General features: G+C 51.2%; 24 protein-coding genes. 20 read left to right on the top strand and 4 right to left on the bottom strand.

Annotated elements, in window-relative coordinates:
* Positions 1-193: 193 nt before the first annotated feature.
* The 5 genes from HY795_17080 to HY795_17100 all read left to right on the top strand — a co-directional run bounded on the left by HY795_17080 (position 194) and on the right by HY795_17100 (position 7,121).
* Entirely contained in the window at positions 194-1,351 is a 1,158-nt protein-coding gene (locus HY795_17080; GenBank protein MBI4806933.1) for a DNA polymerase III subunit beta, read from the top strand.
* The gene (gene gyrB, locus HY795_17085; protein MBI4806934.1) at positions 1,348-3,741 is read left to right on the top strand and encodes a DNA topoisomerase (ATP-hydrolyzing) subunit B; all 2,394 of its coding nucleotides are present in this window, start codon (positions 1,348-1,350) and stop codon (positions 3,739-3,741) included. The genes HY795_17080 and gyrB overlap by 4 nt, the downstream gene beginning before the upstream one ends.
* A gap of 195 nt (positions 3,742-3,936) precedes the next feature.
* Complete coding sequence (gene gyrA / locus HY795_17090) at positions 3,937-6,375, top strand: DNA gyrase subunit A (GenBank protein ID MBI4806935.1); 2,439 nt, start codon at positions 3,937-3,939, stop codon at positions 6,373-6,375.
* Between the two features lie 40 nt (positions 6,376-6,415).
* Positions 6,416-6,793 carry a CrcB family protein gene (locus HY795_17095; protein MBI4806936.1) on the top strand — a complete coding sequence of 126 codons (378 nt, stop codon included), beginning with the start codon at positions 6,416-6,418 and terminating at the stop codon, positions 6,791-6,793.
* A 1-nt stretch (position 6,794) separates the two neighbouring features.
* On the top strand, positions 6,795-7,121 hold the full coding sequence (locus HY795_17100; protein ID MBI4806937.1) for a DUF190 domain-containing protein: 327 nt from the start codon (positions 6,795-6,797) through the stop codon (positions 7,119-7,121).
* A gap of 22 nt (positions 7,122-7,143) precedes the next feature.
* Here HY795_17100 and HY795_17105 read toward each other — a convergent pair whose 3' ends face one another.
* Entirely contained in the window at positions 7,144-7,422 is a 279-nt protein-coding gene (locus tag HY795_17105) for a SemiSWEET transporter (GenBank protein MBI4806938.1), read from the bottom strand.
* 53 nt (positions 7,423-7,475) lie between these two features.
* Here HY795_17105 and coaBC point away from each other — a divergent pair, with 53 nt between their 5' ends.
* The 5 genes from coaBC (at position 7,476) to HY795_17130 (ending at position 11,528) form a co-directional block, all read left to right on the top strand.
* Positions 7,476-8,702 carry a bifunctional phosphopantothenoylcysteine decarboxylase/phosphopantothenate--cysteine ligase CoaBC gene (gene coaBC, locus HY795_17110; GenBank protein ID MBI4806939.1) on the top strand — a complete coding sequence of 409 codons (1,227 nt, stop codon included), beginning with the start codon at positions 7,476-7,478 and terminating at the stop codon, positions 8,700-8,702.
* Entirely contained in the window at positions 8,678-9,229 is a 552-nt protein-coding gene (locus HY795_17115; GenBank protein ID MBI4806940.1) for a hypothetical protein, read from the top strand. The genes coaBC and HY795_17115 overlap by 25 nt, the downstream gene beginning before the upstream one ends.
* A 106-nt stretch (positions 9,230-9,335) precedes the next feature.
* The gene (locus HY795_17120; GenBank protein ID MBI4806941.1) at positions 9,336-10,343 is read left to right on the top strand and encodes an NAD-dependent epimerase; all 1,008 of its coding nucleotides are present in this window, start codon (positions 9,336-9,338) and stop codon (positions 10,341-10,343) included.
* 80 nt (positions 10,344-10,423) lie between these two features.
* Positions 10,424-10,714 carry a GAK system XXXCH domain-containing protein gene (locus tag HY795_17125; GenBank protein MBI4806942.1) on the top strand — a complete coding sequence of 97 codons (291 nt, stop codon included), beginning with the start codon at positions 10,424-10,426 and terminating at the stop codon, positions 10,712-10,714.
* Positions 10,715-10,760: 46 nt separating this feature from the next.
* Positions 10,761-11,528 carry a ParA family protein gene (locus HY795_17130; GenBank protein MBI4806943.1) on the top strand — a complete coding sequence of 256 codons (768 nt, stop codon included), beginning with the start codon at positions 10,761-10,763 and terminating at the stop codon, positions 11,526-11,528.
* 51 nt (positions 11,529-11,579) lie between these two features.
* On the opposite strand, the gene HY795_17135 is transcribed toward HY795_17130, so the two are convergent.
* Positions 11,580-11,993: a hypothetical protein gene (locus HY795_17135; GenBank protein MBI4806944.1), complete on the bottom strand. Its 414-nt coding sequence runs from the start codon at positions 11,991-11,993 to the stop codon at positions 11,580-11,582.
* A gap of 125 nt (positions 11,994-12,118) precedes the next feature.
* Here HY795_17135 and HY795_17140 point away from each other — a divergent pair, with 125 nt between their 5' ends.
* From HY795_17140 to HY795_17185, 10 genes are all read left to right on the top strand, one after another.
* The gene (locus HY795_17140) at positions 12,119-13,021 is read left to right on the top strand and encodes a ParB/RepB/Spo0J family partition protein (GenBank protein MBI4806945.1); all 903 of its coding nucleotides are present in this window, start codon (positions 12,119-12,121) and stop codon (positions 13,019-13,021) included.
* A complete protein-coding gene (gene rfaE1, locus HY795_17145) occupies positions 13,011-14,045 on the top strand; it encodes a D-glycero-beta-D-manno-heptose-7-phosphate kinase (GenBank protein MBI4806946.1) in 1,035 nt (344 codons plus the stop codon). The genes HY795_17140 and rfaE1 overlap by 11 nt, the downstream gene beginning before the upstream one ends.
* Positions 14,046-14,056: 11 nt before the next feature.
* Positions 14,057-14,374, top strand: a complete 318-nt coding sequence (locus HY795_17150) for an STAS domain-containing protein (GenBank protein ID MBI4806947.1) — start codon at positions 14,057-14,059, stop codon at positions 14,372-14,374.
* Between the two features lie 93 nt (positions 14,375-14,467).
* Positions 14,468-15,133 carry an ABC transporter permease gene (locus tag HY795_17155; GenBank protein ID MBI4806948.1) on the top strand — a complete coding sequence of 222 codons (666 nt, stop codon included), beginning with the start codon at positions 14,468-14,470 and terminating at the stop codon, positions 15,131-15,133.
* 4 nt (positions 15,134-15,137) lie between these two features.
* Positions 15,138-15,917 (top strand): ABC transporter ATP-binding protein, encoded by a 780-nt coding sequence (locus HY795_17160; GenBank protein ID MBI4806949.1) that lies wholly within the window; start codon positions 15,138-15,140, stop codon positions 15,915-15,917.
* A 33-nt stretch (positions 15,918-15,950) separates the two neighbouring features.
* Positions 15,951-16,862: an MCE family protein gene (locus HY795_17165; GenBank protein MBI4806950.1), complete on the top strand. Its 912-nt coding sequence runs from the start codon at positions 15,951-15,953 to the stop codon at positions 16,860-16,862.
* The gene (locus HY795_17170; protein MBI4806951.1) at positions 16,859-17,473 is read left to right on the top strand and encodes a membrane integrity-associated transporter subunit PqiC; all 615 of its coding nucleotides are present in this window, start codon (positions 16,859-16,861) and stop codon (positions 17,471-17,473) included. The genes HY795_17165 and HY795_17170 overlap by 4 nt, the downstream gene beginning before the upstream one ends.
* Positions 17,470-17,865: a DUF1992 domain-containing protein gene (locus tag HY795_17175; protein MBI4806952.1), complete on the top strand. Its 396-nt coding sequence runs from the start codon at positions 17,470-17,472 to the stop codon at positions 17,863-17,865. Before HY795_17170 ends, HY795_17175 begins: the two co-directional genes overlap by 4 nt.
* Complete coding sequence (locus HY795_17180; protein MBI4806953.1) at positions 17,862-18,092, top strand: hypothetical protein; 231 nt, start codon at positions 17,862-17,864, stop codon at positions 18,090-18,092. Before HY795_17175 ends, HY795_17180 begins: the two co-directional genes overlap by 4 nt.
* Positions 18,085-18,450 carry a DUF1311 domain-containing protein gene (locus tag HY795_17185; GenBank protein ID MBI4806954.1) on the top strand — a complete coding sequence of 122 codons (366 nt, stop codon included), beginning with the start codon at positions 18,085-18,087 and terminating at the stop codon, positions 18,448-18,450. Before HY795_17180 ends, HY795_17185 begins: the two co-directional genes overlap by 8 nt.
* 32 nt (positions 18,451-18,482) lie before the next feature.
* Here the strand turns inward: HY795_17185 and HY795_17190 are convergent, their stop codons facing one another.
* A complete protein-coding gene (locus HY795_17190; GenBank protein MBI4806955.1) occupies positions 18,483-19,727 on the bottom strand; it encodes an Fmu (Sun) domain-containing protein in 1,245 nt (414 codons plus the stop codon).
* Positions 19,728-19,795: 68 nt separating this feature from the next.
* Positions 19,796-20,614: a DUF116 domain-containing protein gene (locus HY795_17195; protein MBI4806956.1), complete on the bottom strand. Its 819-nt coding sequence runs from the start codon at positions 20,612-20,614 to the stop codon at positions 19,796-19,798.
* Positions 20,615-20,647: the final 33 nt, after the last annotated feature.

Consider the following 20,647-nt stretch of genomic DNA (forward strand, 5'->3'; position numbering starts at 1 on the left):
GCTTCTAAAATGAGGTTTGCGTGAGGATGGTTCATGGTGCCCGCACTGGCGGACAACACGGCCATAAACCCTTGCCAGACCTAGCTTACCGGGGCCTTGCCCTTTGCGTTTTTTTCCGTATAGTCCCTTCGCCACGCTGGCTTCAAATCATCCCCGACCATCGATGCCATACCTGCTCAAGGAGACGACCCCCATGTTCGTGAAGGTCACCCGAAACGATATCATCGAAGGCCTGCAAAAATCGGCCAATATCATCCCTGCCAAAACAGGTGCCGCTTTTTTACGTACCATCTGGCTTTCCGCTGAGAATGGCACTCTGCGCATCATGTCCACGGACTCCTCCCTTGAATTTGTCGGCAAATATCGGGCAGAGGTGATCGAGCAGGGCCTTTGCGGCGTTCAAGGCCGCTCCTTTTTCGATCTTGTCCGCAAGCTTCCTCCGGGCGAGATCCAACTGAAACTCGATCCGGTGAACCAGACTCTGCTGGTCACGCAGTCAGGACGCCACTACAAGCTTCCCACCAGTGAAAAAAGCTGGTTCCAGCCTTTCGCGGAATTCCCCCAGGGCGAGCATGTCATGTGGAGCGGTGATTTTCTTCAGGAGCTGATCGACCGTGTTTTTTTCTGCGTCTCCGACGAAGACACCATGGAGGCCATGGCCTGCATGTATCTGCGCCCCTTGGAGGAGAAGGTGGAGGTCTGTGGTTTGAACGGGCACCAGTTCGCCATGGCCGGTTTCATAAATGACGATATCCGCGGTCTGTTGCCTGCCGAAGGCATCCTGATCCAGAAGAAATACGTGCTCGAACTCAAGAAATGGCTCACCTCGGACGAGATTGAGTTGGCCATAAGTCAGAAACGTCTCTTCTTTCGCACCCAGGACCAGAGGGAAACCTTCAGCCTTCCTCTGTCCTACTACCAGTACCCGGATTACAAGAACTTCGTGGGCAAGCTTTCCGCTCCAGGTGCTTCCGACCTAACTGCGGATAAGATGGCCCTGTCCGAGGCGCTGGACCGCATTTCCATATTCAACACCGATAACAACCGCTGCACCTACTTCCAGTTGGACGTTCCGGGTCAGCTCACCCTGCAGTCCCAAGGCAACGACACAGGCGCTGCAACCGAGTCCATGGAAGCCCAGATCGGCGGCGATCTTAAAAAAGTTGCCTTTCCCACACGCGATCTTCTCGAAATCCTTGGTCATTTCAATTCCACCAAGGTCCGCTTCACATTGACCGGGGCCGAAGGGCCCTGCGGCATCAATGGCGAAGACGACTCGGACTATCTGGTGATCATAATGCCCATGAAGATCGTTGAAGAGACGTACTATAGCGAGGAAGCCTCCGCATGACCCAGTCTTCTACGCCTCAGTCCTATACCGCGGATTCTATCACAGTTCTGGAGGGACTTTCCGCGGTTCGCAAACGCCCGGCAATGTACATCGGCTCCACGGATATCCGTGGCTTGCATCATCTCGTGTACGAGGTGGTGGACAACTCCATCGATGAAGCCATGGCTGGCTACTGCGACCGTATTCGCATCATCATCCACCTCGACAACTCGGTGACCATCTCTGACAACGGCCGTGGCATCCCCGTGGACCTGATGGCCAAGGAGAACAAGCCCGCCGTAGAAGTCGTCATGACCGTCCTGCATGCCGGCGGCAAATTCGACAACGACGCCTATAAGGTTTCCGGCGGCTTGCACGGTGTCGGTGTGTCCTGTGTTAACGCTCTTTCCGAGTACCTTGAAGTTACTATCAAGCGCGGCGGTTCCCGCTACCGCCAGCGCTACGAGCGCGGTATTCCTGTTACTCCCGTGGACAGGATCGGCGATGCCGAAGGCAGCGGTACAACTATCCGTTTCCTGCCTGATGAGGAGATTTTCGAAACAGCGGACTTCAACCACGCCACCCTGGCCAAACGCTTCGAGGAATTGGCCTACTTGAACTCCGGCCTTACCATCGAGTTCAAGGACGAGCGCAACCAGGAAGAGCAGGTTTTCCGCTACGAGGGCGGTATCAAGCGTTTTGTGCAGGATTTGAACGCCGGCGATGTTGGCATTCACGAGATCGTCTATGCCTCTGGCACGGTTGACGCCACCATCGTGGATTTCGCCCTGCAGTACAACGCCGGTTACAAAGAGCAGATGCTTACTTTCGTTAACAACATCCGTACCCAAGAGGGCGGCACGCATCTGGCCGGTTTCAAGACCGCGCTGACCCGGGCTATCAACATATACATCGAGAAATCCGGGCTCATAAAAAAGCTCAAGCAGAAGCTTACTGGAGACGATGTCCGCGAAGGACTCACCGCTGTTCTCTCCGTGAAGATTCCTCAGCCCCAGTTTGAAGGCCAGACCAAGACCAAGCTTGGCAACTCCGAAGTTGCCGGCCAGGTGGCCAAGATATGCGGGGACGCCCTCAATACGTTCTTCGAGGAGAATCCCAAAGACGCCAAGCTCATCGTGGATAAGTCCGTCGATGCCGCCAGGGCGCGCGAGGCCGCGCGCAAAGCCAAGGATCTTGTCCGGCGCAAAGGCGCTCTTTCCGACAACTCCTTGCCTGGCAAACTAGCCGATTGCCAGTCCAAGAGCCCTGAGGAGTCCGAACTCTTCATCGTTGAGGGTGACAGCGCGGGCGGTTCCGCCAAACAAGGCCGCGATCCCAAGTTTCAGGCCATCTTGCCGCTTCGAGGCAAGATTTTGAACGTTGAGAAGACCCGTTTCGACAAGATGCTCGGCAACAAGGAGATCCGGAACCTCATCACCGCCATGGGGCCTGGGATCGGCCTGGATGAAGTGGACTTGAACAAGCTGCGCTACCACAAGATCGTCATCATGACTGACGCTGACGTGGACGGAGCGCACATCCGCACCCTTTTGCTCACCTTCTTCTACAGGCAGTACCAGGAGCTCATCGACAAAGGGTATCTCTACATCGCCCAGCCGCCTCTTTTCCGTGTTCACAAGGGCGATTGGGAACGTTTCATCAAGGACGAAAAGGAACTTTCCGAATTTCTACTCTCTCGGGTGACGGAAGATCTTTCGGCCACAGGCGAAAACGGCGTTACGTTCGACAACGGCCCGCTGCGCGAGATGCTCACCAAAATTCAAACTCTTCAGGGGCGGTTCATCGATGCCCAGGGCTATGGCATACCCGAGCCCTTGCTCTGGTGCTTCCTCAATGCGCCGACGCGCATCACTCCGGCTGATTTCCAGGACGACGGCCTTGCCGGCGTTCAGGAAGTGCTAAAGGCCAACGAGTACACTTTCATCCTGGATCAGGAAGAGGATGAGACCGAAAGCCGCGTGTACTGCGTGTTCATCAACAAGAACGGGGTGAAAACCCGGCTTGGTCTCGAATTCTTCACCTCCCGGGTGTACCGTCAGTGCTGGACCGCTTTGGACGAACTGCGCAAGGCATTTGGCGGTGATCGCATTAATTTGGTTCGCAAGGACGTTCAGACCGAGGTCACTGGTTTCTTCGAGCTGCTGAAATCCGTCCTGGAAGAAGCCCACAAAGGAATCAACATCCAGCGCTACAAGGGTTTGGGCGAGATGAACCCCGTTCAGCTCTGGGAGACCACCATGAACCCGGAGAAACGCACGTTTCTCAAGGTGTCCATCGAGGACGTGAGCGCTGCCGACGTTCATTTTTCCGATCTCATGGGTGACAACGTCATAAAACGGCGCGAATTCATTGAACGCAATGCTCTGACCGTAAAAGAGCTCGACATTTAAGGTGAACACATACTCGGCCTTACGCGCGGCCATGAGGAGAGAACTCTCTTCCTGTTTCTAGTGTGGCTCAAACGCGCATTGAGTCGAATTTGTTCAAGGCATTGTTTTGATTCAATACTGCCGGAAACCAGAGCTTGCTCCTGGTACCGTGACGGGTAAACCGGCGCATAGTAACGCTGAACTGCGAGGCATCACGTGCTCGACCAGATAACCATCGAAGAAGAACTTCAAAAGTCTTACCTGGAATATTCTCTTTCCGTCATCGTGGGCCGGGCCATACCCGACGTTCGCGATGGTTTGAAACCAGTGCACAGGCGCGTTCTCTTCGCCATGCACGAGCTCTCCAACTCGTTCAACAGGCCCTATAAGAAGTCCGCTCGCATCGTCGGTGACGTCATCGGTAAATACCACCCCCATGGTGACCAGTCCGTGTACGATGCCCTGGTTCGCATGGCCCAGGAATTTTCCATGCGCGACCCTCTGGTTGATGGCCAGGGCAACTTCGGTTCTATCGACGGCGATGCTGCTGCAGCCATGCGTTACACCGAAGTTCGCATGTCGCGTCTTACCAGCGAGTTTCTGGCTGATATCGACAAGGAGACAGTCGATTTTCGGGCGAACTACGACAACTCCCTGGAAGAACCCTCTGTACTCCCGACCAAGGTTCCCAACCTCTTGCTTAACGGCAGCTCAGGCATTGCGGTTGGCATGGCCACCAACATTCCTCCACATAATCTTGGGGAACTGTGCGACGCCCTGCTGACCATACTTGATAATCACGAGTGCTCAATTGATGAGGTTATCGCTTGTGTTCCTGGTCCAGACTTTCCGACTTACGGCGCGATCTTTGGCGGTCAGGGCCTCATCGACGCCTACCGGACCGGCCGTGGCTCTATCAAGATGCGCGGCAGAGTGGAAATCGAGGAACACAAGAAGAACCAGGAATTGGTCGTCATCCGCGAGATTCCCTACGCGGTGAACAAATCCACCCTGGTGGAGAAAATCGCCCAGCTTATAATTGAAAAGAAAATCGACGGTGTATCCGATCTTCGTGACGAATCCGACCGCAAGGGCATCCGCATCGTGCTTGAACTCAAGCGCGGCACTATTCCGGATATTGTCATCAACAGCCTGTATAAATTCACTCCTCTCGAGACCTCTTTTGGCATCAACATGCTCGTTGTTGCCGGAAACAGGCCAGCGCTTCTCAACCTGAAGCAGATACTCGAATTCTTCTTGGACCACCGCAAAGAAGTGATTCTTAGGCGCTCCCGCTTTGATCTACGCAAATCCGAGGAACGTGCGCATATTCTTGAAGGGCTGCGAATTGCCCTGGACAACATCGACGAAGTGGTCAGTTTGATTCGCGCATCCAAGAATGCCCTCGAGGCCAAGGAACGGCTCATGGAGCGTTTCAGCCTTTCCGAGCGTCAATCCCAAGCTATCTTGGATATGCGGCTCCAGCGCCTGACCAATCTGGAACGGGAGAAGCTGCTTGAAGAATATGCCGAGCTTATTAAATTCATCGAGTACCTCCGCTCCATTTTGGAAAACGACGAGGTCTTGCGTGGCGTCATCCGCGACGAACTCAAGGAACTGAAAGAGAAGTTCGCCACTCCCAGGCGTACGCAGATTCTTGAGAGTCTAGAAGGCATAGACATCGAGGATCTTATTCCTGACGAGAACGTTGTCATCACGCTTTCCCGTCGCGGTTACATCAAGCGCACTCCTCTTGATACCTACCAGCAACAGCGGCGCGGCGGAAAAGGCATAGCTGGCGTTCACACCTCAGCGGAAGACTTTATCCAGAGCTTCTGCACTACCACCAACCACCAGCATCTGTTGCTCTTCACGAACCTCGGCAAGATGCACCAGCTCAAGGTTCATCAGATCCCAGAAGGGTCTCGAACAGCCAAGGGCATGCATATCGCCAACCTCCTGCCCATGGACAAGGAGGAGTTCATCGCTACTGCCCTTACCATCCGAGAGTTCACTCCCGACAGGTATTTCCTGTTCGTCACCCGTAAGGGCATGGTGAAGCGCACTGCCATCGACCTTTATAAAAATGTCCGCGTGGGCGGCATTCGGGCTGTGAACTTAAATGACGGTGACGAACTCCTGGACGTGAAGGAAGTTCCCATTAATGCCGAGATCCTCCTTGCCACTGAATACGGACAGAGCATTCGCTTCAGTGTGAGCGATGTCCGCCCCATGGGTCGCAGCGCGGCTGGGGTGAAAGGCATCGCCCTTGTTGGCAAAGATCGTGTTTCGTCTGGTGTCGTTTTTGGCGATCCTGAACGGACTCAGGTGCTGACCGTGTCCGCCAATGGATTTGGCAAGCGTACCGATGTAGACCACTACCGGTTGCAAACCCGTGGTGGAAAAGGCGTCATCAACATGAAGGTGACCCAAAAGACCGGTCACGTTATTGGGGCCACTTCAGTTTGCGAAACAGACGACATTTTGCTTCTCACCTCTGCCAACAAGATTATCCGAACCCCTGTTGCCCAAGTCAGAAATGTCGGTCGTGCAGCCCAGGGTGTAACGTTGGTCGACATGGCGGACGGGGTGTTGGTCATGGGCTTCGATGTTGTGGAAAGCGGTCTTTCAGAACCATCTGGAGACGAGTCTTAAAAACGTCCGTTCTGCGCTCTTCTGATAAGGAAGACGGCCCATGGCATGGAAAATCCTTCTTCTTTCTTTAGCAGGCGCGCTAGGCACTTTGGCGCGGTACTGGCTTTCTGGAGCGGTACAGAGGACGTTAGGAATCGATTTTCCCTGGGGTACCTGGGCGGTTAACGTCTTCGGTTGTCTTCTCTTTGGTCTTGTCTGGGTTTTTAGTGAAGAACGGTTTCTCTTATCAGGTCAAACCCGGCTCATAATCCTAGTTGGTTTCATGGGCGCCTTTACTACTTTCTCCACGTACATTTTCGAGTCGTCCCAATTGGCTCTTGATGGTCAGTGGCTTTATGTTGCTGCGAATCTCATTGGTCAAAACATTGCCGGGTTTGCTGCCCTTTTCTTAGGCATTCTCATTGGGAGGACTATTTGACATGAATTGGTGCACTTTAGACCGATTACGTATTTATACCGGCGAGTTTGATCGCTTTGAGCGATCACCTGTTTTTGAGCACATAGTCAAGGCCGCCCATGATCATGGCCTAGCCGGGGCTACGGTTTTACGGGGCATGATGGGGTTTGGCGGGCACAGCGAAATCCATACTGCTAAAATTCTCCGACTTTCCGAAGACTTACCCATAATCATTGAAATCATTGATACCGCAGCAAAGATTGATCTTTTCATTCCAGCAATACAGCACGTACTTTCCCAAGGCCTTATGACTCGCGAATCCGTTTCAGCTTTGTCTTTCAACAAGTAAGTTAGAATTCTTTTTAGCTTTGTTATCCCCTTGGTGAATGATTATGGAAAACGATCTTCATGCCAAGAATAGAGGCCGTCAGGGTTAGGCTTGCGATGTTTGCAGCTATTACTGCGATTGATCCGATTAAGAAACCATACACGATCCAAAGCGTTATTCCAGTGCACAAGAAAACGTACATCCGCAGTGAAATGTCTTTCACGGATCTGGTTCTATACGTTTTAACCACTTGAGGGATGAAAGCGCTGGTGGTCATGCATCCAGCGATCAGGCCGAGGCTCTCGATGCTTAACCAATTCATTTTATATTTTCCCACCCTTTGACAGCAGCGCTTACCTCGCGCATGATTGACCCATGCTGCCATCACATTTGAAGTTTCCCATACACCACGGCTCCCGCGTTCAATTGGGAGTAACCGGGAGCATTGCGGCTTACAAGGCTCTTGAGCTCTTACGGATTTTTCATGAGCTTGAGTTGGTTGTTGGAGTCACCCTAACCAAAGCCGCTACCCAGTTTGTTACCCCCCTTTCGTTCGAAGCTCTCGGGGCTGAACACGTGTATGCAAACATGTGGGGCGGTGCGGACAGTGCTTTTGGACATCTCGAACCTGCTCAGGAAGCCCGATGTCTGGTTATTGCTCCTGCAACGGCCAACATTATGGCTAAATTAGCCCATGGTATCGCTGATGAGATTCTGTCTACTCAAGCCTTGGCTTTTTCTGGGCCAGTGCTTTTAGCGCCTGCCATGAACCCGCGCTTATGGGACGCAAAAGCGACCCAATCCAATGTAGATACTCTTCGCTCACATGACTTGACCGTGCTCGAACCTGCCAGCGGCATGATGGCTTGTGGCGAAATAGGGAAGGGGAGGCTGGCTTCGCTTCCTGATATAACTGCCCACGTTTTGCGGTTGCTTACTGCACAGGATATGGCTGGCACCAAAGTCTTGGTTAGTCTTGGCCCTACTCGTGAATATTTCGACCCTGCGCGGTATTGGTCCAACCCATCCACCGGCATCATGGGAGCTGCCTTGGCAATTGCCGCCTGGCTTCGAGGCGCCAATGTCACAGTTGTTCACGGCCCGGTGAATCTCTGGTTTCCTGATTCTATTCGTTTGATACCTGTTCAGACTGCTCGGGAGATGTTTAGCGCCTGTGTCGACCTCTGGAGCTCCCAAGACATCGCTCTTATGACCGCCGCAGTATCTGATTTTTCTCCGGTGTATCAAGGCAATGAAAAGTTTAAAAAATCTTCTCTTAAACAAAATAACTTTCAGATAGATTTCACAGCAAATCCCGACATCCTTCGCACTCTTGGTGAATCCAAGACAGTTCATCAAAAACTTTTAGGCTTTTGTGCTGAAACTTCTGATCTCGCTTCCTATGCCGCGCAGAAGCTTAAAGATAAAAATTGCGATGTCATGGTTGCTAACTCTATTGTTTCAAGCGGTAGCGGTTTCGGATCGCACACAAATCAAGTTTTTGTTGTCGACTCTTTTGGCCGTTCTGAACAATGGCCCACATTATCAAAATGCGAAGTGGCTTGGAGACTTCTTGAGTGGATGACCCATCTTTTGGTCTGAGCGAACATCTGCGTGTTCTTTATCACGCCGGTATCAGATCTGTACTTTCATCTGTTCCAGAACTTCCTCGTGATACTCTTCTTTCTGTATCTCCGTGGTTCGATTTTCTTTCTAAACTTCCTATTACAGCTCGATCCATTTGGTCCTACAGTGATCTAATTTTTGATCTTACAGGTAATGCCAGCCGTGCCCGCGGCGATCTTTGGCGTTCCATGATCCGCTATATGGATCTCCCCAAAGGTTTTATCGGTTTTTTCCCTTATACCTTGCCTGCTGAAAACAATCTAACTACCCATGTCGAACATTTTTTTGAGCTTATATTATCGCATGTTCCCACCTCCCTTATTATTTTCGGAGACGATTGTTTTGCTGAAAAGATACGTGCTTTAGTCCACTCTTCAGCAAAGGATCTTTCCCATGTTCGCGTTGTAGCTGCTCCATCACCCGAAACATTATGCAGTTTTTCTTCAGACGACCTGGAATCATTTTCTCTCAATCTGCGGCCTTCCTTACTAAACGCAACGTGATCTACCTCAGCTTGACAAAGACTATGGACTCTACTTATTTTTTATCCACATTCTTCAGGTTTTCCTTCTTTTTAATCTCGCATAAGGCTCATTTCAGAGGCGCTTCATGAAATTTCTTGTAACCGGTGCTGCCGGTTTTATTGGGTTTCACCTGTGCAAAAAACTTCTTGAGAAGGGATACACAGTAATCGGCATCGACAATTTAAACGATTATTACTCTGTAGCCTTAAAAAAAGACCGTCTTCGCCTTCTCCAGAAATTTGATCATTTTACTTTTGTAAAAATTGATCTTTCTGATCGTGATTCTCTGGAATCTCTTTTCGCAAACAACGACTTCACTCATGTTATAAACATGGCTGCTCAGGCTGGAGTACGCTACAGTCTCGAAAACCCGAATGCGTATATTCAGTCCAACATCGTAGGGTTTGCTAATCTTCTTGAATGCTGCAGGCAGAATAAAATCCAGCATTTGGTCTATGCCTCTTCAAGTTCCGTTTATGGTTTAAACACTGACATGCCTTTCTCTATTCATTCGAATGTCGATCATCCCATCAGCCTTTATGCCGCTTCAAAAAAGTCTAACGAACTGATGGCGCATGCCTATAGCCATTTATATGCTCTTCCTACCACCGGGCTACGTTTTTTTACCGTGTATGGACCATGGGGACGGCCTGACATGGCTTTATTTTTGTTCACTAAGGCTATACTTGAAAACCGCCCCATCCAGGTTTTCAACCATGGGAAAATGCGCCGAGACTTCACGTATATTGATGATATTGCTGAAGGCGTTTTTCGCGCCTCTCTCAAGATTCCTGAGCCCAACCATGACTGGTCAGGCCATTCTCCTGATCCAGGCACCAGCCTCTGCCCGTACCGGTTGTATAATATTGGGAACAATAAGTCGGTAGAACTGACCACGTATATCGAAGCGTTAGAAAATGCTTTAGGAAAGAAAGCGCACAAGATTATGTTGCCCATGCAACCAGGTGACGTGCCAGCTACTTATGCAGACATTGATGACCTTGTACGTGATGTTGGTTTTCAGCCATCAATGCCTATTGAAATTGGCATCAAGAACTTTGTTTCCTGGTATAAAGAATATTACAATGCCTGATACCCTTGACACCAGGTCGAGGCTTCCTTACTAAAGCCAGTAAATTTCTCACATCATTAATCCCACGTAGGTACCTGGAGATGGATTTCCTCGCCTTAAAACGCGCTCTTGATGATTCTTTCAAGGTGATTCTTGAAGCTGCTCAAGACGGACAAATTCCTGATGAGAAACTTGTTAATCAATTTGCCCGCCTTTCTACACAGCTCCACGTTCAGGCCGATGATGTCTGGGCTGGCGAGGCCGAAGACTTCGCTCATTTGGCAAATCAGCTTTTGCAAACCGTTAAAAAGGGCAAGCTCGAGGATGCCATTCGCCTGATCGACTCTTTGCAAGACGCCCAGGACTATTGCCATCGCACCTACAAATCTTAAGATTGTTTCACGTGAAACAATCCCGAAACCCGGAGGGTCTGCTTCTATGGCCCGATGCATCGTTATTGCCAACCAGAAAGGGGGGGTGGGTAAAACCACAACGGCAGTGAATCTGGCCGCCTCCTTGGCTGTGATGGAAAAAAAAACTCTTCTGATTGATTGCGATCCGCAAGCCAATGCTTCAAGCGGCGTTGGCATCTACCCCGAAAAGGTCCTGGAAAATCTCTACTCCGTTTTGTATGAGCCGCAGAAAGCATGGGATGCGGTGTATGAGACGTCTTTTCCGTATCTACACGTATTGCCCTCTACGTCAGATCTGGTGGCGGCGGACATCGAGCTTGTTGATAAGCAGGGGCGGGAGAGCTTTTTAAAAGACGTAGTTGGTGTGCTTGGTGAAAAATATGATTTTATTCTCTTGGATTGCCCCCCATCTCTCGGCCTAGTTACTCTCAATGCCCTGTGCGCAGCTACCGAGCTGTTGGTGCCTCTCCAGTGCGAGTATTATGCCCTTGAAGGTGTCGCACAGCTTCTCAAGACGTTTGAGCTGGTCCGGCGGCGGTTCAATGGGCGGCTGCATCTTTTGGGTGTCGTCATGACCATGTACGATGGGCGGAACAAGCTGAACAGGCATGTGAAGCGTGAGATTCGAAAGTGTTTCCCTAAGCATCACTTCGAGACCATCATCCCGAGAAATGTGAGGGTCTCTGAAGCTCCGAGCCACGGGTTGTCTGTGATAGCCTATGATGTAAAGTCGAAGGGGGCAGAGGCATATCTCGGATTGGCCAGAGAGGTCGTTTGCCGCGTGCCAGCTTAGTTAGGGTTATGATTCATTAATTGGAAGGCAGGAGCTGTTGGCTCCTGCCTTTTATTTTTTGATGAAAGGACGACACTCAACATCAACATGTTTCTTAAAGTGCTTTTTCAATATTCGGGCGTTGCAGGTTTGGCATTCAAAGTTCACCAAACCTCCGATAGTAGCCGAGCGAAGTTTGAATTTTCTGGGTGTGTCCTGCATCCAGTCTGGTGTTTCGTTTCCGCACTGGTCGCAAGAGACATCTTTGGGCAAGGGATATTGAAAGTCCCAGAATTGAGCGAGAGCTTCCCAATCATTCATTGGTTCTGCGGATTCTTTCTTAAGTGAAGGATCGAGCTCCTCAAGCGCTCTGTCAATTGCTGGAGAAATGATTGGTTCGGCCTTTGCCCACAGGGCAGGGCTTAGGAAAACGCCAATGAATCTTTTTTCCTGGTCGTACAAGGGAAGAAAATGATCGGTAAACACGGTGGCTAAAACCTCCTAATGAACAGGTGAGCCAAATGCTGGCGGTTGCTTTCTTGCGGTGCTAGAGGGTAAGGAGTTCAAGACTGATGTCAAGCTGCGACTGGAGCGGCCAGGAGGATTTAGGTATGGCTGGAGCGAAAGGTTTAGGGCGAGGGCTGGATGTCCTGCTCAAAGGCATATCTGTTGGCAGTGAAAACCCTGAGGTTCTCCTCGTGCAACTGGAGAATGTTCACCCGAATCCTAGGCAGCCACGTCTCGAATTCGATCCGCAGGCATTGGCAGACCTTGCCAGCTCAATCAAAGAGCAGGGCGTGCTGCAGCCAATTCTGGTGCGGGAGAGTTCGACTGGACGTGGACAGTATGAGCTCGTAGCAGGAGAAAGGCGGCTTCGGGCGAGCAAATTGGCTGGCTTGAGCGAAATTCCAGCGATTTTACGCGATGTTACCGACGAACAAAGCCTTGCGCTCGCTCTCATTGAAAATTTGCAAAGAGAGAATTTGAATGCGTTGGAAGAGGCCAAGGGTCTTGATCAACTGTCCAATGTGTTTGGCATGAATCAGGAAGCCCTCGCACAAAAAGTTGGGAAAAGCAGATCATCTGTGGCGAATAGTCTGCGCCTCCTACAGTTACCTGAGCACATCCAGCAGAGCCTCTTTAAGGACGAAATCTCGGCTGGCCATGCCCGGGCTCTGCTTTCCATCGCGGATGAAGGTATCCAAGACAAATTGTGGAAGAGGGTGGTGGATTTGGGTCTGTCAGTACGAGAGGTCGAGGACATGGCCAGCCACTGGAAAGAGCATGGAGATCTCCCGCACGGAAATTTGCAGGCCCATAGCCCGAAACCTGGTAAGAGAACTAAAACTCCTCTGCCAACAGAAATGACTCATTTGATGAGTAAATTGCGTGAGAAATTCAAAACCAACGTCAAAATTGGCGGAGATGAGTCTCGCGGCAAGGTCACATTTTCATATGCAACCTCAGAGGAATTAAAGGCGCTTGTGGAGGCATGGGGCGTTGATGATGCCTAAGGCGCTGGATAAATCTCTTTTATCCGCGATGATAGATCGCCTCGCAAACGTTCCTGTTTTAGTGATCGGGGACGTAATGCTTGACCATTATCTTTCAGGGGATGCCGAACGAATCTCTCCTGAGGCTCCGGTTCCTGTAGTGCGCGTAGACAAGGAAAGGCACTTGCTTGGCGGTGCGGGTAACGTGGCCCGAAACATTGCGGCATTGGGTGGAGACCCGGAAATCATAAGCGTTATTGGTGCGGATGATCCAGGGAAGGTTTTGCAGGATCTTTTGGCCAAGGAGGGGTTGCGCGGTAATCTCGTAGTCGAAAAGAGCAGGATGACTACCATCAAAACCAGGATTATCGCACGCAATCAACAGATGATCAGGGTTGATCGGGAAGAGGTCCGGCAACTGCAGGGGCAAAGCCTCGAAGCTCTTGAAAGCATCGTTCGAAAAGTGTCACGCCAGCACACCGTCATAGTATTGTCTGATTACGGCAAAGGTGTTGTCTGCAAGGCTTTGCTGGATACAATCCACGAATTGAAAACCTCTTCAGACAAGCCCATAGTAGTTCTTGTGGACCCAAAGGTAATCAATGCCGGTTTGTACGCCGGAATGGACGTCCTCACGCCCAATGCCAAGGAGGCGGGCGAAATTACCGGAATTCAAGCCAAGGGGAAGGATGCGGTAATCAAGGCGGGCCATGCCCTGTTCAAGCAGCTGCGTTGCAGCCATGTGTGCATTACCTTGGGAGCAGATGGGATGGCGGTCTTCGAAAAACCTGGAAAAGTGTATCACGTGCCGACTGTGGCCCAGAGCGTGTTTGATGTTACAGGAGCTGGAGATACGGTTATTTCAGTTCTTGCACTCGCTCTGGGAGCAGGGCTCAGCTTGGTGGAAGCGAGTGTTCTGGCAAACTATGCCGCTGGAATTGTAGTTGGTCAGGTAGGTACAGCCGCAGCTACGCCGGAAAGTCTTCAAGAAGCTGTTCGAAAAATCTCGCTCCCGAAAATTGAAAGTTGGCTCAACATTGAATGAGGTAACTGTATATGGCGGATGAGCAAAGCACAGCCTGGACAGCAAAAGGCAGCCCGGAAACAGGCTTGGCAACTCTCCAGGGTGAAGTCGATTTTACCAACTCCCAGGATGTTCGTCAGTGGCTTAGAGAGTTTTCAAGTTCGTTCGCAGGCGATATGCAGCTCGATCTTTCAAATCTATCCTACATAGACAGCTCAGGTCTTGCCGTGCTCATCGAAGTTCGTAAATATCTGAAAAATTTCAATAGAAACATACGCATAGTGGCTGTGTCAGCACAAGTGAACAAGCTTTTCACCTTGACTCAGATCGGCGAATTATTCGGGATTTAAGGATTCACAGTGGCCAGCGAATTCGATCAATTCATCTGGCTGGTCAACCGTCTTCTCGGCTGTTTACGCCGACCATTTTCCAAAAAACCATACATGAGCTGGCAAACCTGGCGGCATTTCGCCTGGGTAGGCGCAGATTCACTGCCCATAGTCAGCACCATTGCAGCCTGCACAGGGGTGATTCTGGCACTCCAGGCCGCAGCGCAACTCGAGAAAGTTGGCGCGCTTTCATATGTTGCCAATCTTGTTGGAATCAGTATCGTCGCTGAACTGGGCCCTTTGCTTACAGCATTGATTCTCTCCGGTAGAGCAGGCGCTGCCTTCACTGCTGAAATTGCGACTATGAAAATTTCAGAAGAGATTGACGCGTTGGAGGTCATGGGGCTTGACTCGGTTCGTTATCTTGTCTGGCCCAAATGTCTGGCCATGGTTCTTATGGCACCCATGCTTACTCTTTGGGCAGATTTCACCGGGGTGTTGTCTGGAGGGATATTTTCAGTAATGGCGCTCGGGATAACGGCCCAAACCTATTACGAACAAACCGCAAGTTTCATAACGTTGCGTATTCTCTTTTCAGGATTGATAAAGAGCCTGGCCTTCGGCTTGGCCATAACCCTCATAGGGTGCTGGCAGGGATATCTGGCGCGGGAGGGAGCGTTGGACGTTGGACATAGAACGACCCGGTCTGTGGTTCAATCCATCTTCCTCATCGTGCTTCTCGATCTTTTTTTCACTGCACTGACCTACATTTCCAGATAATACGATGACTCTTAGCTGGACCAAAACACACCAGGCTCCAGATATACGCCTTGAGAACATATCGCTTGGGTATGCCACCTTGGCCGTATTGCAAAATATAACAGCCACGCTGCCTGCAGGAAAAATCAGCGTTATTTTGGGGGGGTCAGGGGGGGGGAAGTCAACTTTACTGAAGACCATCCTCGGGCTTCTCACTCCAACTTCGGGTAGAATTTGGCTTGGTGATTCAGATCTGTATGCCCTTAAAGGTGATGACTTAAGGGAAATCCGAAAGCGAATGGGCGTTCTGTTCCAGGATGGTGCGCTGTTGGGTTCATTACCCCTGTGTGAGAACATCGCTCTGCCGCTTCGAGAGCATACGAGCTTGGATGAGGAAATAATTGAGACGGTTGTGCGGCTGAAGTTGTCTCTGGTTGGGCTTGAACCATTCATGGATTTCTTCCCAAATCAACTGTCGGGGGGGATGCGTAAGAGAGCGGGGTTGGCCCGAGCTCTGGCTCTTGATCCGAGAATTCTTCTCTGTGACGAACCGACATCTGGACTAGACCCGATAACGGCCGCAGATCTCGATCAGTTAATCCTCGAGCTAAAAGAAGCGTTTGAAATGACGATAATTGTTGTATCGCACGATCTTCAAAGTGTATTCACGATAGCTGATCATGTGGTGGTTTTGAATAAGGGAAAGGCGGTTTTTCAAGGAAAGCCTGAAGATTTGAAAGAGACCGAGGATGACTTTCTGAAGCAATTCCTCAATCGTCGTCCTTCACGGGCAATACACATATAAAACGTATTACATATCGTAATTAATGAGGTCCAGGTGTTCTCCAAAAACGCACACGTAAAAGACACGATCAAAGCCAGTGTTGCTCTGGCTGTCTGTCTGGCCGTACTGGGGACGTTTGTGGTTGTCCTGGGGGGGTATCGCTTCTGGGAAAACCTGACCTATTACAATATTCGCTTTAAAAGCGTGAAGGATCTGTCTGCTGGCCGCCCGGTGAAATACGGCGGACTGGATGTCGGGCGGATAATCTCCATCGGAGTAGATGAGGATGATCCAAGAATGATCAGAGTGGTGGTTGGCCTGAACAACACAGTTGAAATCCGCCAAGGAGTTATGGCCCGGATTGCCCAGAAGGGGCTCGTGGGTGATTATTACGTTTTTCTCGACCCGCAGGGTGATTTGGGCGATCCGTTGCCTCCTAATAGTTACATTGCGTCCATTGAGACAGTGGACATTTCTCAATTAGCAGGACTCGCCGGAGAGATCCTTGTGGACTTGAGGCCCAGGTTGGAGCGTATTGCGGCAAGCCTGGAGCAGGTGCTGACCGGTGAGAATTCAGCGAAAATTGGAGAACTCCTTTCGAAAGCTCCAGCAATGGTGGAAGATTTAAGAAAAACCGCTAGCCAAATCAGAGCGGATTTTACCGGTCTAGCAATAAGTGGCAAGGAGGCTGCGGAAACCGCCTCGCGCACTTTGAGAGGAATGGAGCAAGCGGTTGATGTTGTTAAAAAGGAGCTGGAGACGACTTTGAGCGATATACGCAGTGAGGTGAAGCAGGTGGGAGTCCTGACAGATACGGTCCACAAGGCCGTCAGGTATGACCAAGCCCAGTTGGAGGACATTCTAGCCAATGTGGAACATCTGAGTTCGGATCTGAAACATCTGGCCGCAAGGCTTCGAGAACGGCCCTGGGAAGTTATCAGCCAACCGCGGGAGCGCAAGCCATGAAGTTAATACTGGCCCTGGGTCTTTCTTTAGTCGCGCTAGGGGGGTGCCTGGGCAAACCGGGCCCGGTTGAAGAATATCTCAAAGTGAGCAGCGGAGGAGACTGCGGGGGAGTGATCAGTCCGAGCAAGACCGCCACCGTCGTGGCGGTACGGCCGTTCAAATCCGCAGACGCATTGGACAGGCAGGCGGTGATGCTGGCGAGGGGGCGGGTGTCAAACCCGAGCCTGCGTTGGTATTGGGAGGCAACACCCGCAAAGATGTTCGAGCAATCGATGGCGAGTGCCCTTAATTGCACGCCTATGCTGGCTGCGGCGTGGCCAACTCGTTCCACCACCGAGGCGGCATACAGTTTGACAGGAACGGTATCTGCTTTTGAAGTGCAAGAACAGAATTTGACGATGAACGTCTCAATAAATTGCCAGCTCTGGGATGGAAAAAATGTGAGCTTGGTAGGAGCAAGAGAGTTTGCCAGCAAGCAGCAGATAAATAAATTGGACGCACAGTCCATTGCCGAAGCATGCGCCAATGCCCTCTCGGGTATTAGCGCGGAAGTGGGTGCGTGGGTTATGGCGGTGGCAGGCGAAGCAGGTCAGGCGAGAAATTTAAAGTGATAGAAGCCATTACCCTGATAGCGGAACAACGAATCCGCGAAGCCATGAAACAAGGGGTTTTTGACGACCTTCCATGCAAAGGGAAACCGCTTGATGTGTATGCAGAAGCGAACATCCCGCCGGACCTCAGAATGGCATATACGCTTCTGAAAAATGGAGGGTACCTGGACGATGGGTCTAATGCCATCGATCCGGAAAAAATCACGTCATTGGAAAACATGCTGGCGCACAACCCGGAAGAACGTAAAAATGTGAGGAAGATGCTCAAACTCACAGTAATCGAGTTCAGAATGAGTCGCAATGGGAAAAGGCAATTGGAACTAGAACAAAAAGGCTATTATGAGAAAGTAGTCGAGAAGATAAGAATTAAAAAGCAGGAGGACATAATATGAGCCCGTGCAGGACGAAAGGAAAGGGCTGCTGCTCGGACGACAGTATATCAGAACAATTTCAGTACGTGCGCAGGGGGCCAAACGGCGAATATATCATCCCTGAAGAGAAAATTGAGGATTTCGTTCGAAGGTACATGGAGTTGGCTGATAACAACGACCACCTTGAGAGGCTCAGGGCATATCTGAATACTGGAATGCGAAACAAGCCAGGTGAGCTTGATGATTAGAATGGTGTTTGCGGCAGCGGTTCTGAACCTCATGATGCTCAGCAGTCCCGCAACCGCACAAAATTGCGATCGTCCGGGAACGGTGCAGGAAATGAACGAGTGCGCTACGTTACGATTGCGCGCAGCTGAGCGTGAGATTGCCGAGGTATATGGAGCGTTGCTTGATTCCGAGGACAAAGAATTCGTAAAGATATTAAAGGAAGCGCAGGACGCCTGGATGCGCTGGCGGGAAGCTGAAGGCAAGCTGGCCATGAAGACCGTTACGGATCAGACGCTTGCACCGTATGCGCTAAAGGTCCAGGAAGCTCAGATGACGGAAGACAGGATCAAAGACTTGCGAAGTATCTCAGGACATTGATTTCAAAAGAGACATCAAACCGTATTACGAACCTATTTAGCCCAAACACCTCCCCAGAAAAACTCTCGCAGCCTCACTCCTGATTGAGGTTTGGCGATCTCTACGCATGTAAGACCCAAAGATTGAAGAAAAGCGTCCTGCTGTTCATTCTCCTGTGGGGTCATGGTGCACGTCATGTAGACGAGACGACCACCAGGTCTGAGAAGGGCGGCGCAAGAGGAGAGCAGGCCTCTTTGAATCACTACCAAATTCTCGATATCTTTCCTGGTACGTTTCCATTTGGCGTCGGGTCGGCGTGAAAGGACGCCGAGTCCTGAGCAAGGAGCATCTAAGAGAATAGTGCCCTGATATGAGCTCAATGGAGGGCGAGAGGCATCAGCAGCAAAAAAGGAAGGTCGAGTTAACCCAAGCCGAGCCGATTCCGTTGCAAGCCCTTTCAGGCGACGCCTGTTGGGATCAGAAGCAAGCACACGTGAAGCATTGCGTTCCAACAAGGCCATAGTTTTGCCACCCCTGCCGCAGCAGGCATCCCAGATGGGACCAGGCCAGGTCTGATAGCCAAGGTGATGAAGGATGTCGCCTACTGCAGGGGATTGGCGACTGAGCACTCCTTCACTTTCCAGCCTGACTACGTCGACCAGCAGAGGGTTCGTGTCTCCTGGGGCAAAACCAGCCCAGGGATACTGATCAAAGATGGTATTCCTGCCAAATGTGAAGGTCTCAAAAAAGGTTTGGGACTCAGGGTGAGCCGAATTGAACCGGACGCCGTTGATGGGGGGCAAGAGCTGGGTCCCCATGAGTTCTATTGCTTCCTGCTCTCCATATTCGTTTGCCCAGAGTTCATACAGCCACACTGGGCATGAATACCAGGCGCAAATTGCCTGCAATTTGGAGTGTGAGGAGGACTCGAAAAATGACTGCTGCGAAGCTTCTACACCAAGTGCCTGAATACGGCGAAGAACGGCGTTCGCCACATTAGCCTGCGTCTGCCCGAAGCGGCTTTTTACCGCATCAACAGCCCAAGAAAGACTGGCGAAAGAAGGAATGCCGGTAAGAACGGTAAGTTCATAAGCAGCAAGTGCGAGAATACGAACGATGAGAGGGTTGGTCTTTTCAGGCTTATCCAGATGAGCACGAACAAGGTGCTCCATTCGACCCTTAAGACGAAAATAACCGTAGGCAAGCTCGGTCGCGAGTCCTTTGTCGCGAGGATCAGCAAGAGAGCGAAGAGCGTTGTCCAAAGCCCCCTGTAGATCCTGACCAGGCTTACCGTTCACAGGAAGAGTGTTTTCGATCGCCGTCAGGGCTGCCGCGCGCGAGGGCGGTATGGGAAAGGGTGAAGAGGTCACTTAAGGAGTTGGACTGTAGAGTTCAGCCGGGGAAGAATTACCACAGGTGCGGCTTCAACCTGCAAAAAATGGCGCAAGGCATGCTCAAGCTGTTCAAGAGGAACATGTGTGTCCAGGCATGGGCCATGCGGCCGGTCGTTCAGAACACCGAAGACGGGAAGAGGATAGGTGTCCTGGATGCCGCTGGAGAGGTCTCTTTCGCAGGCAACCGCGAGTATGAGTTTAGGCCGCTTCTGGACCACGATTCTGCGGGCAATGGTACCGCCAGTGGCGATTGCCATATGAACGCCATAGGCTTCGGACAGTGCCAGCAACCCGGTTACCGGGCAGAGGCCGCATCGCTTGCAGTTATTGATATCGTACGTGAGTCGAACGGAGCATCTGCTGGACTGCAGGCAGTGAGGCAAGAGCAAAAGGATTTCGTGCGGCCTGAAATTCTGACCTTCGCCAAGCACGAGTTCATTGTTCACCTTGATGAAGGAGTTGCGAACCCGTTCCTTGGAAATACCGAAGATGCGGGCAAGTATGATCATCAGGGGAAGGAAGAGCTTGATGGTAACGCCGCGCAGACGTTTGGTAAGAGGCAAAGTGCGCCCAGCTGCTACCGAAAGAGCAAGCCCAAGGCTGGCCCAGCCCACAAGAATCATGATGGCAGCGACAATTGCTCCCCAAAGGGTGGAGGCCAAGGGATGGATGTTCTCGAGGCCGATGGTCGGGACTACCCAAAGCAAAGTGAGAGCAGCGCAGACCACCAGCGAAGAGGCTGCGATGAGGCCTATAAATAGACGTTTTCTGGAGGACTCGACGATTTCCATTCTATGTTCAACCTAATCGGTTTGCGATGAAAA

Source organism: Desulfovibrio sp., assembly GCA_016208105.1.
Classification (GTDB): Bacteria; Desulfobacterota; Desulfovibrionia; order Desulfovibrionales; family Desulfovibrionaceae; genus Fundidesulfovibrio.

What these genes read in the sequence shown, in the direction of transcription:
- HY795_17195 (MBI4806956.1), bottom strand. Translation starts at nt 20,614, where the DNA reads ATGGAAATCGTCGAGTCCTCCAGAAAACGTCTATTTATAGGCCTCATC.
- HY795_17150 (MBI4806947.1), top strand. Translation starts at nt 14,057, where the DNA reads ATGGCGGATGAGCAAAGCACAGCCTGGACAGCAAAAGGCAGCCCGGAA.
- HY795_17180 (MBI4806953.1), top strand. Translation starts at nt 17,862, where the DNA reads ATGAGCCCGTGCAGGACGAAAGGAAAGGGCTGCTGCTCGGACGACAGT.
- coaBC (MBI4806939.1), top strand. Translation starts at nt 7,476, where the DNA reads ATGCTGCCATCACATTTGAAGTTTCCCATACACCACGGCTCCCGCGTT.
- HY795_17095 (MBI4806936.1), top strand. Translation starts at nt 6,416, where the DNA reads ATGGCATGGAAAATCCTTCTTCTTTCTTTAGCAGGCGCGCTAGGCACT.
- HY795_17100 (MBI4806937.1), top strand. Translation starts at nt 6,795, where the DNA reads ATGAATTGGTGCACTTTAGACCGATTACGTATTTATACCGGCGAGTTT.
- HY795_17080 (MBI4806933.1), top strand. Translation starts at nt 194, where the DNA reads ATGTTCGTGAAGGTCACCCGAAACGATATCATCGAAGGCCTGCAAAAA.
- rfaE1 (MBI4806946.1), top strand. Translation starts at nt 13,011, where the DNA reads ATGATGCCTAAGGCGCTGGATAAATCTCTTTTATCCGCGATGATAGAT.
- HY795_17125 (MBI4806942.1), top strand. Translation starts at nt 10,424, where the DNA reads ATGGATTTCCTCGCCTTAAAACGCGCTCTTGATGATTCTTTCAAGGTG.
- HY795_17105 (MBI4806938.1), bottom strand. Translation starts at nt 7,422, where the DNA reads ATGAATTGGTTAAGCATCGAGAGCCTCGGCCTGATCGCTGGATGCATG.
- HY795_17160 (MBI4806949.1), top strand. Translation starts at nt 15,138, where the DNA reads ATGACTCTTAGCTGGACCAAAACACACCAGGCTCCAGATATACGCCTT.
- HY795_17155 (MBI4806948.1), top strand. Translation starts at nt 14,468, where the DNA reads ATGAGCTGGCAAACCTGGCGGCATTTCGCCTGGGTAGGCGCAGATTCA.
- HY795_17170 (MBI4806951.1), top strand. Translation starts at nt 16,859, where the DNA reads ATGAAGTTAATACTGGCCCTGGGTCTTTCTTTAGTCGCGCTAGGGGGG.
- HY795_17140 (MBI4806945.1), top strand. Translation starts at nt 12,119, where the DNA reads ATGGCTGGAGCGAAAGGTTTAGGGCGAGGGCTGGATGTCCTGCTCAAA.
- HY795_17185 (MBI4806954.1), top strand. Translation starts at nt 18,085, where the DNA reads ATGATTAGAATGGTGTTTGCGGCAGCGGTTCTGAACCTCATGATGCTC.
- gyrB (MBI4806934.1), top strand. Translation starts at nt 1,348, where the DNA reads ATGACCCAGTCTTCTACGCCTCAGTCCTATACCGCGGATTCTATCACA.
- HY795_17130 (MBI4806943.1), top strand. Translation starts at nt 10,761, where the DNA reads ATGGCCCGATGCATCGTTATTGCCAACCAGAAAGGGGGGGTGGGTAAA.
- HY795_17120 (MBI4806941.1), top strand. Translation starts at nt 9,336, where the DNA reads ATGAAATTTCTTGTAACCGGTGCTGCCGGTTTTATTGGGTTTCACCTG.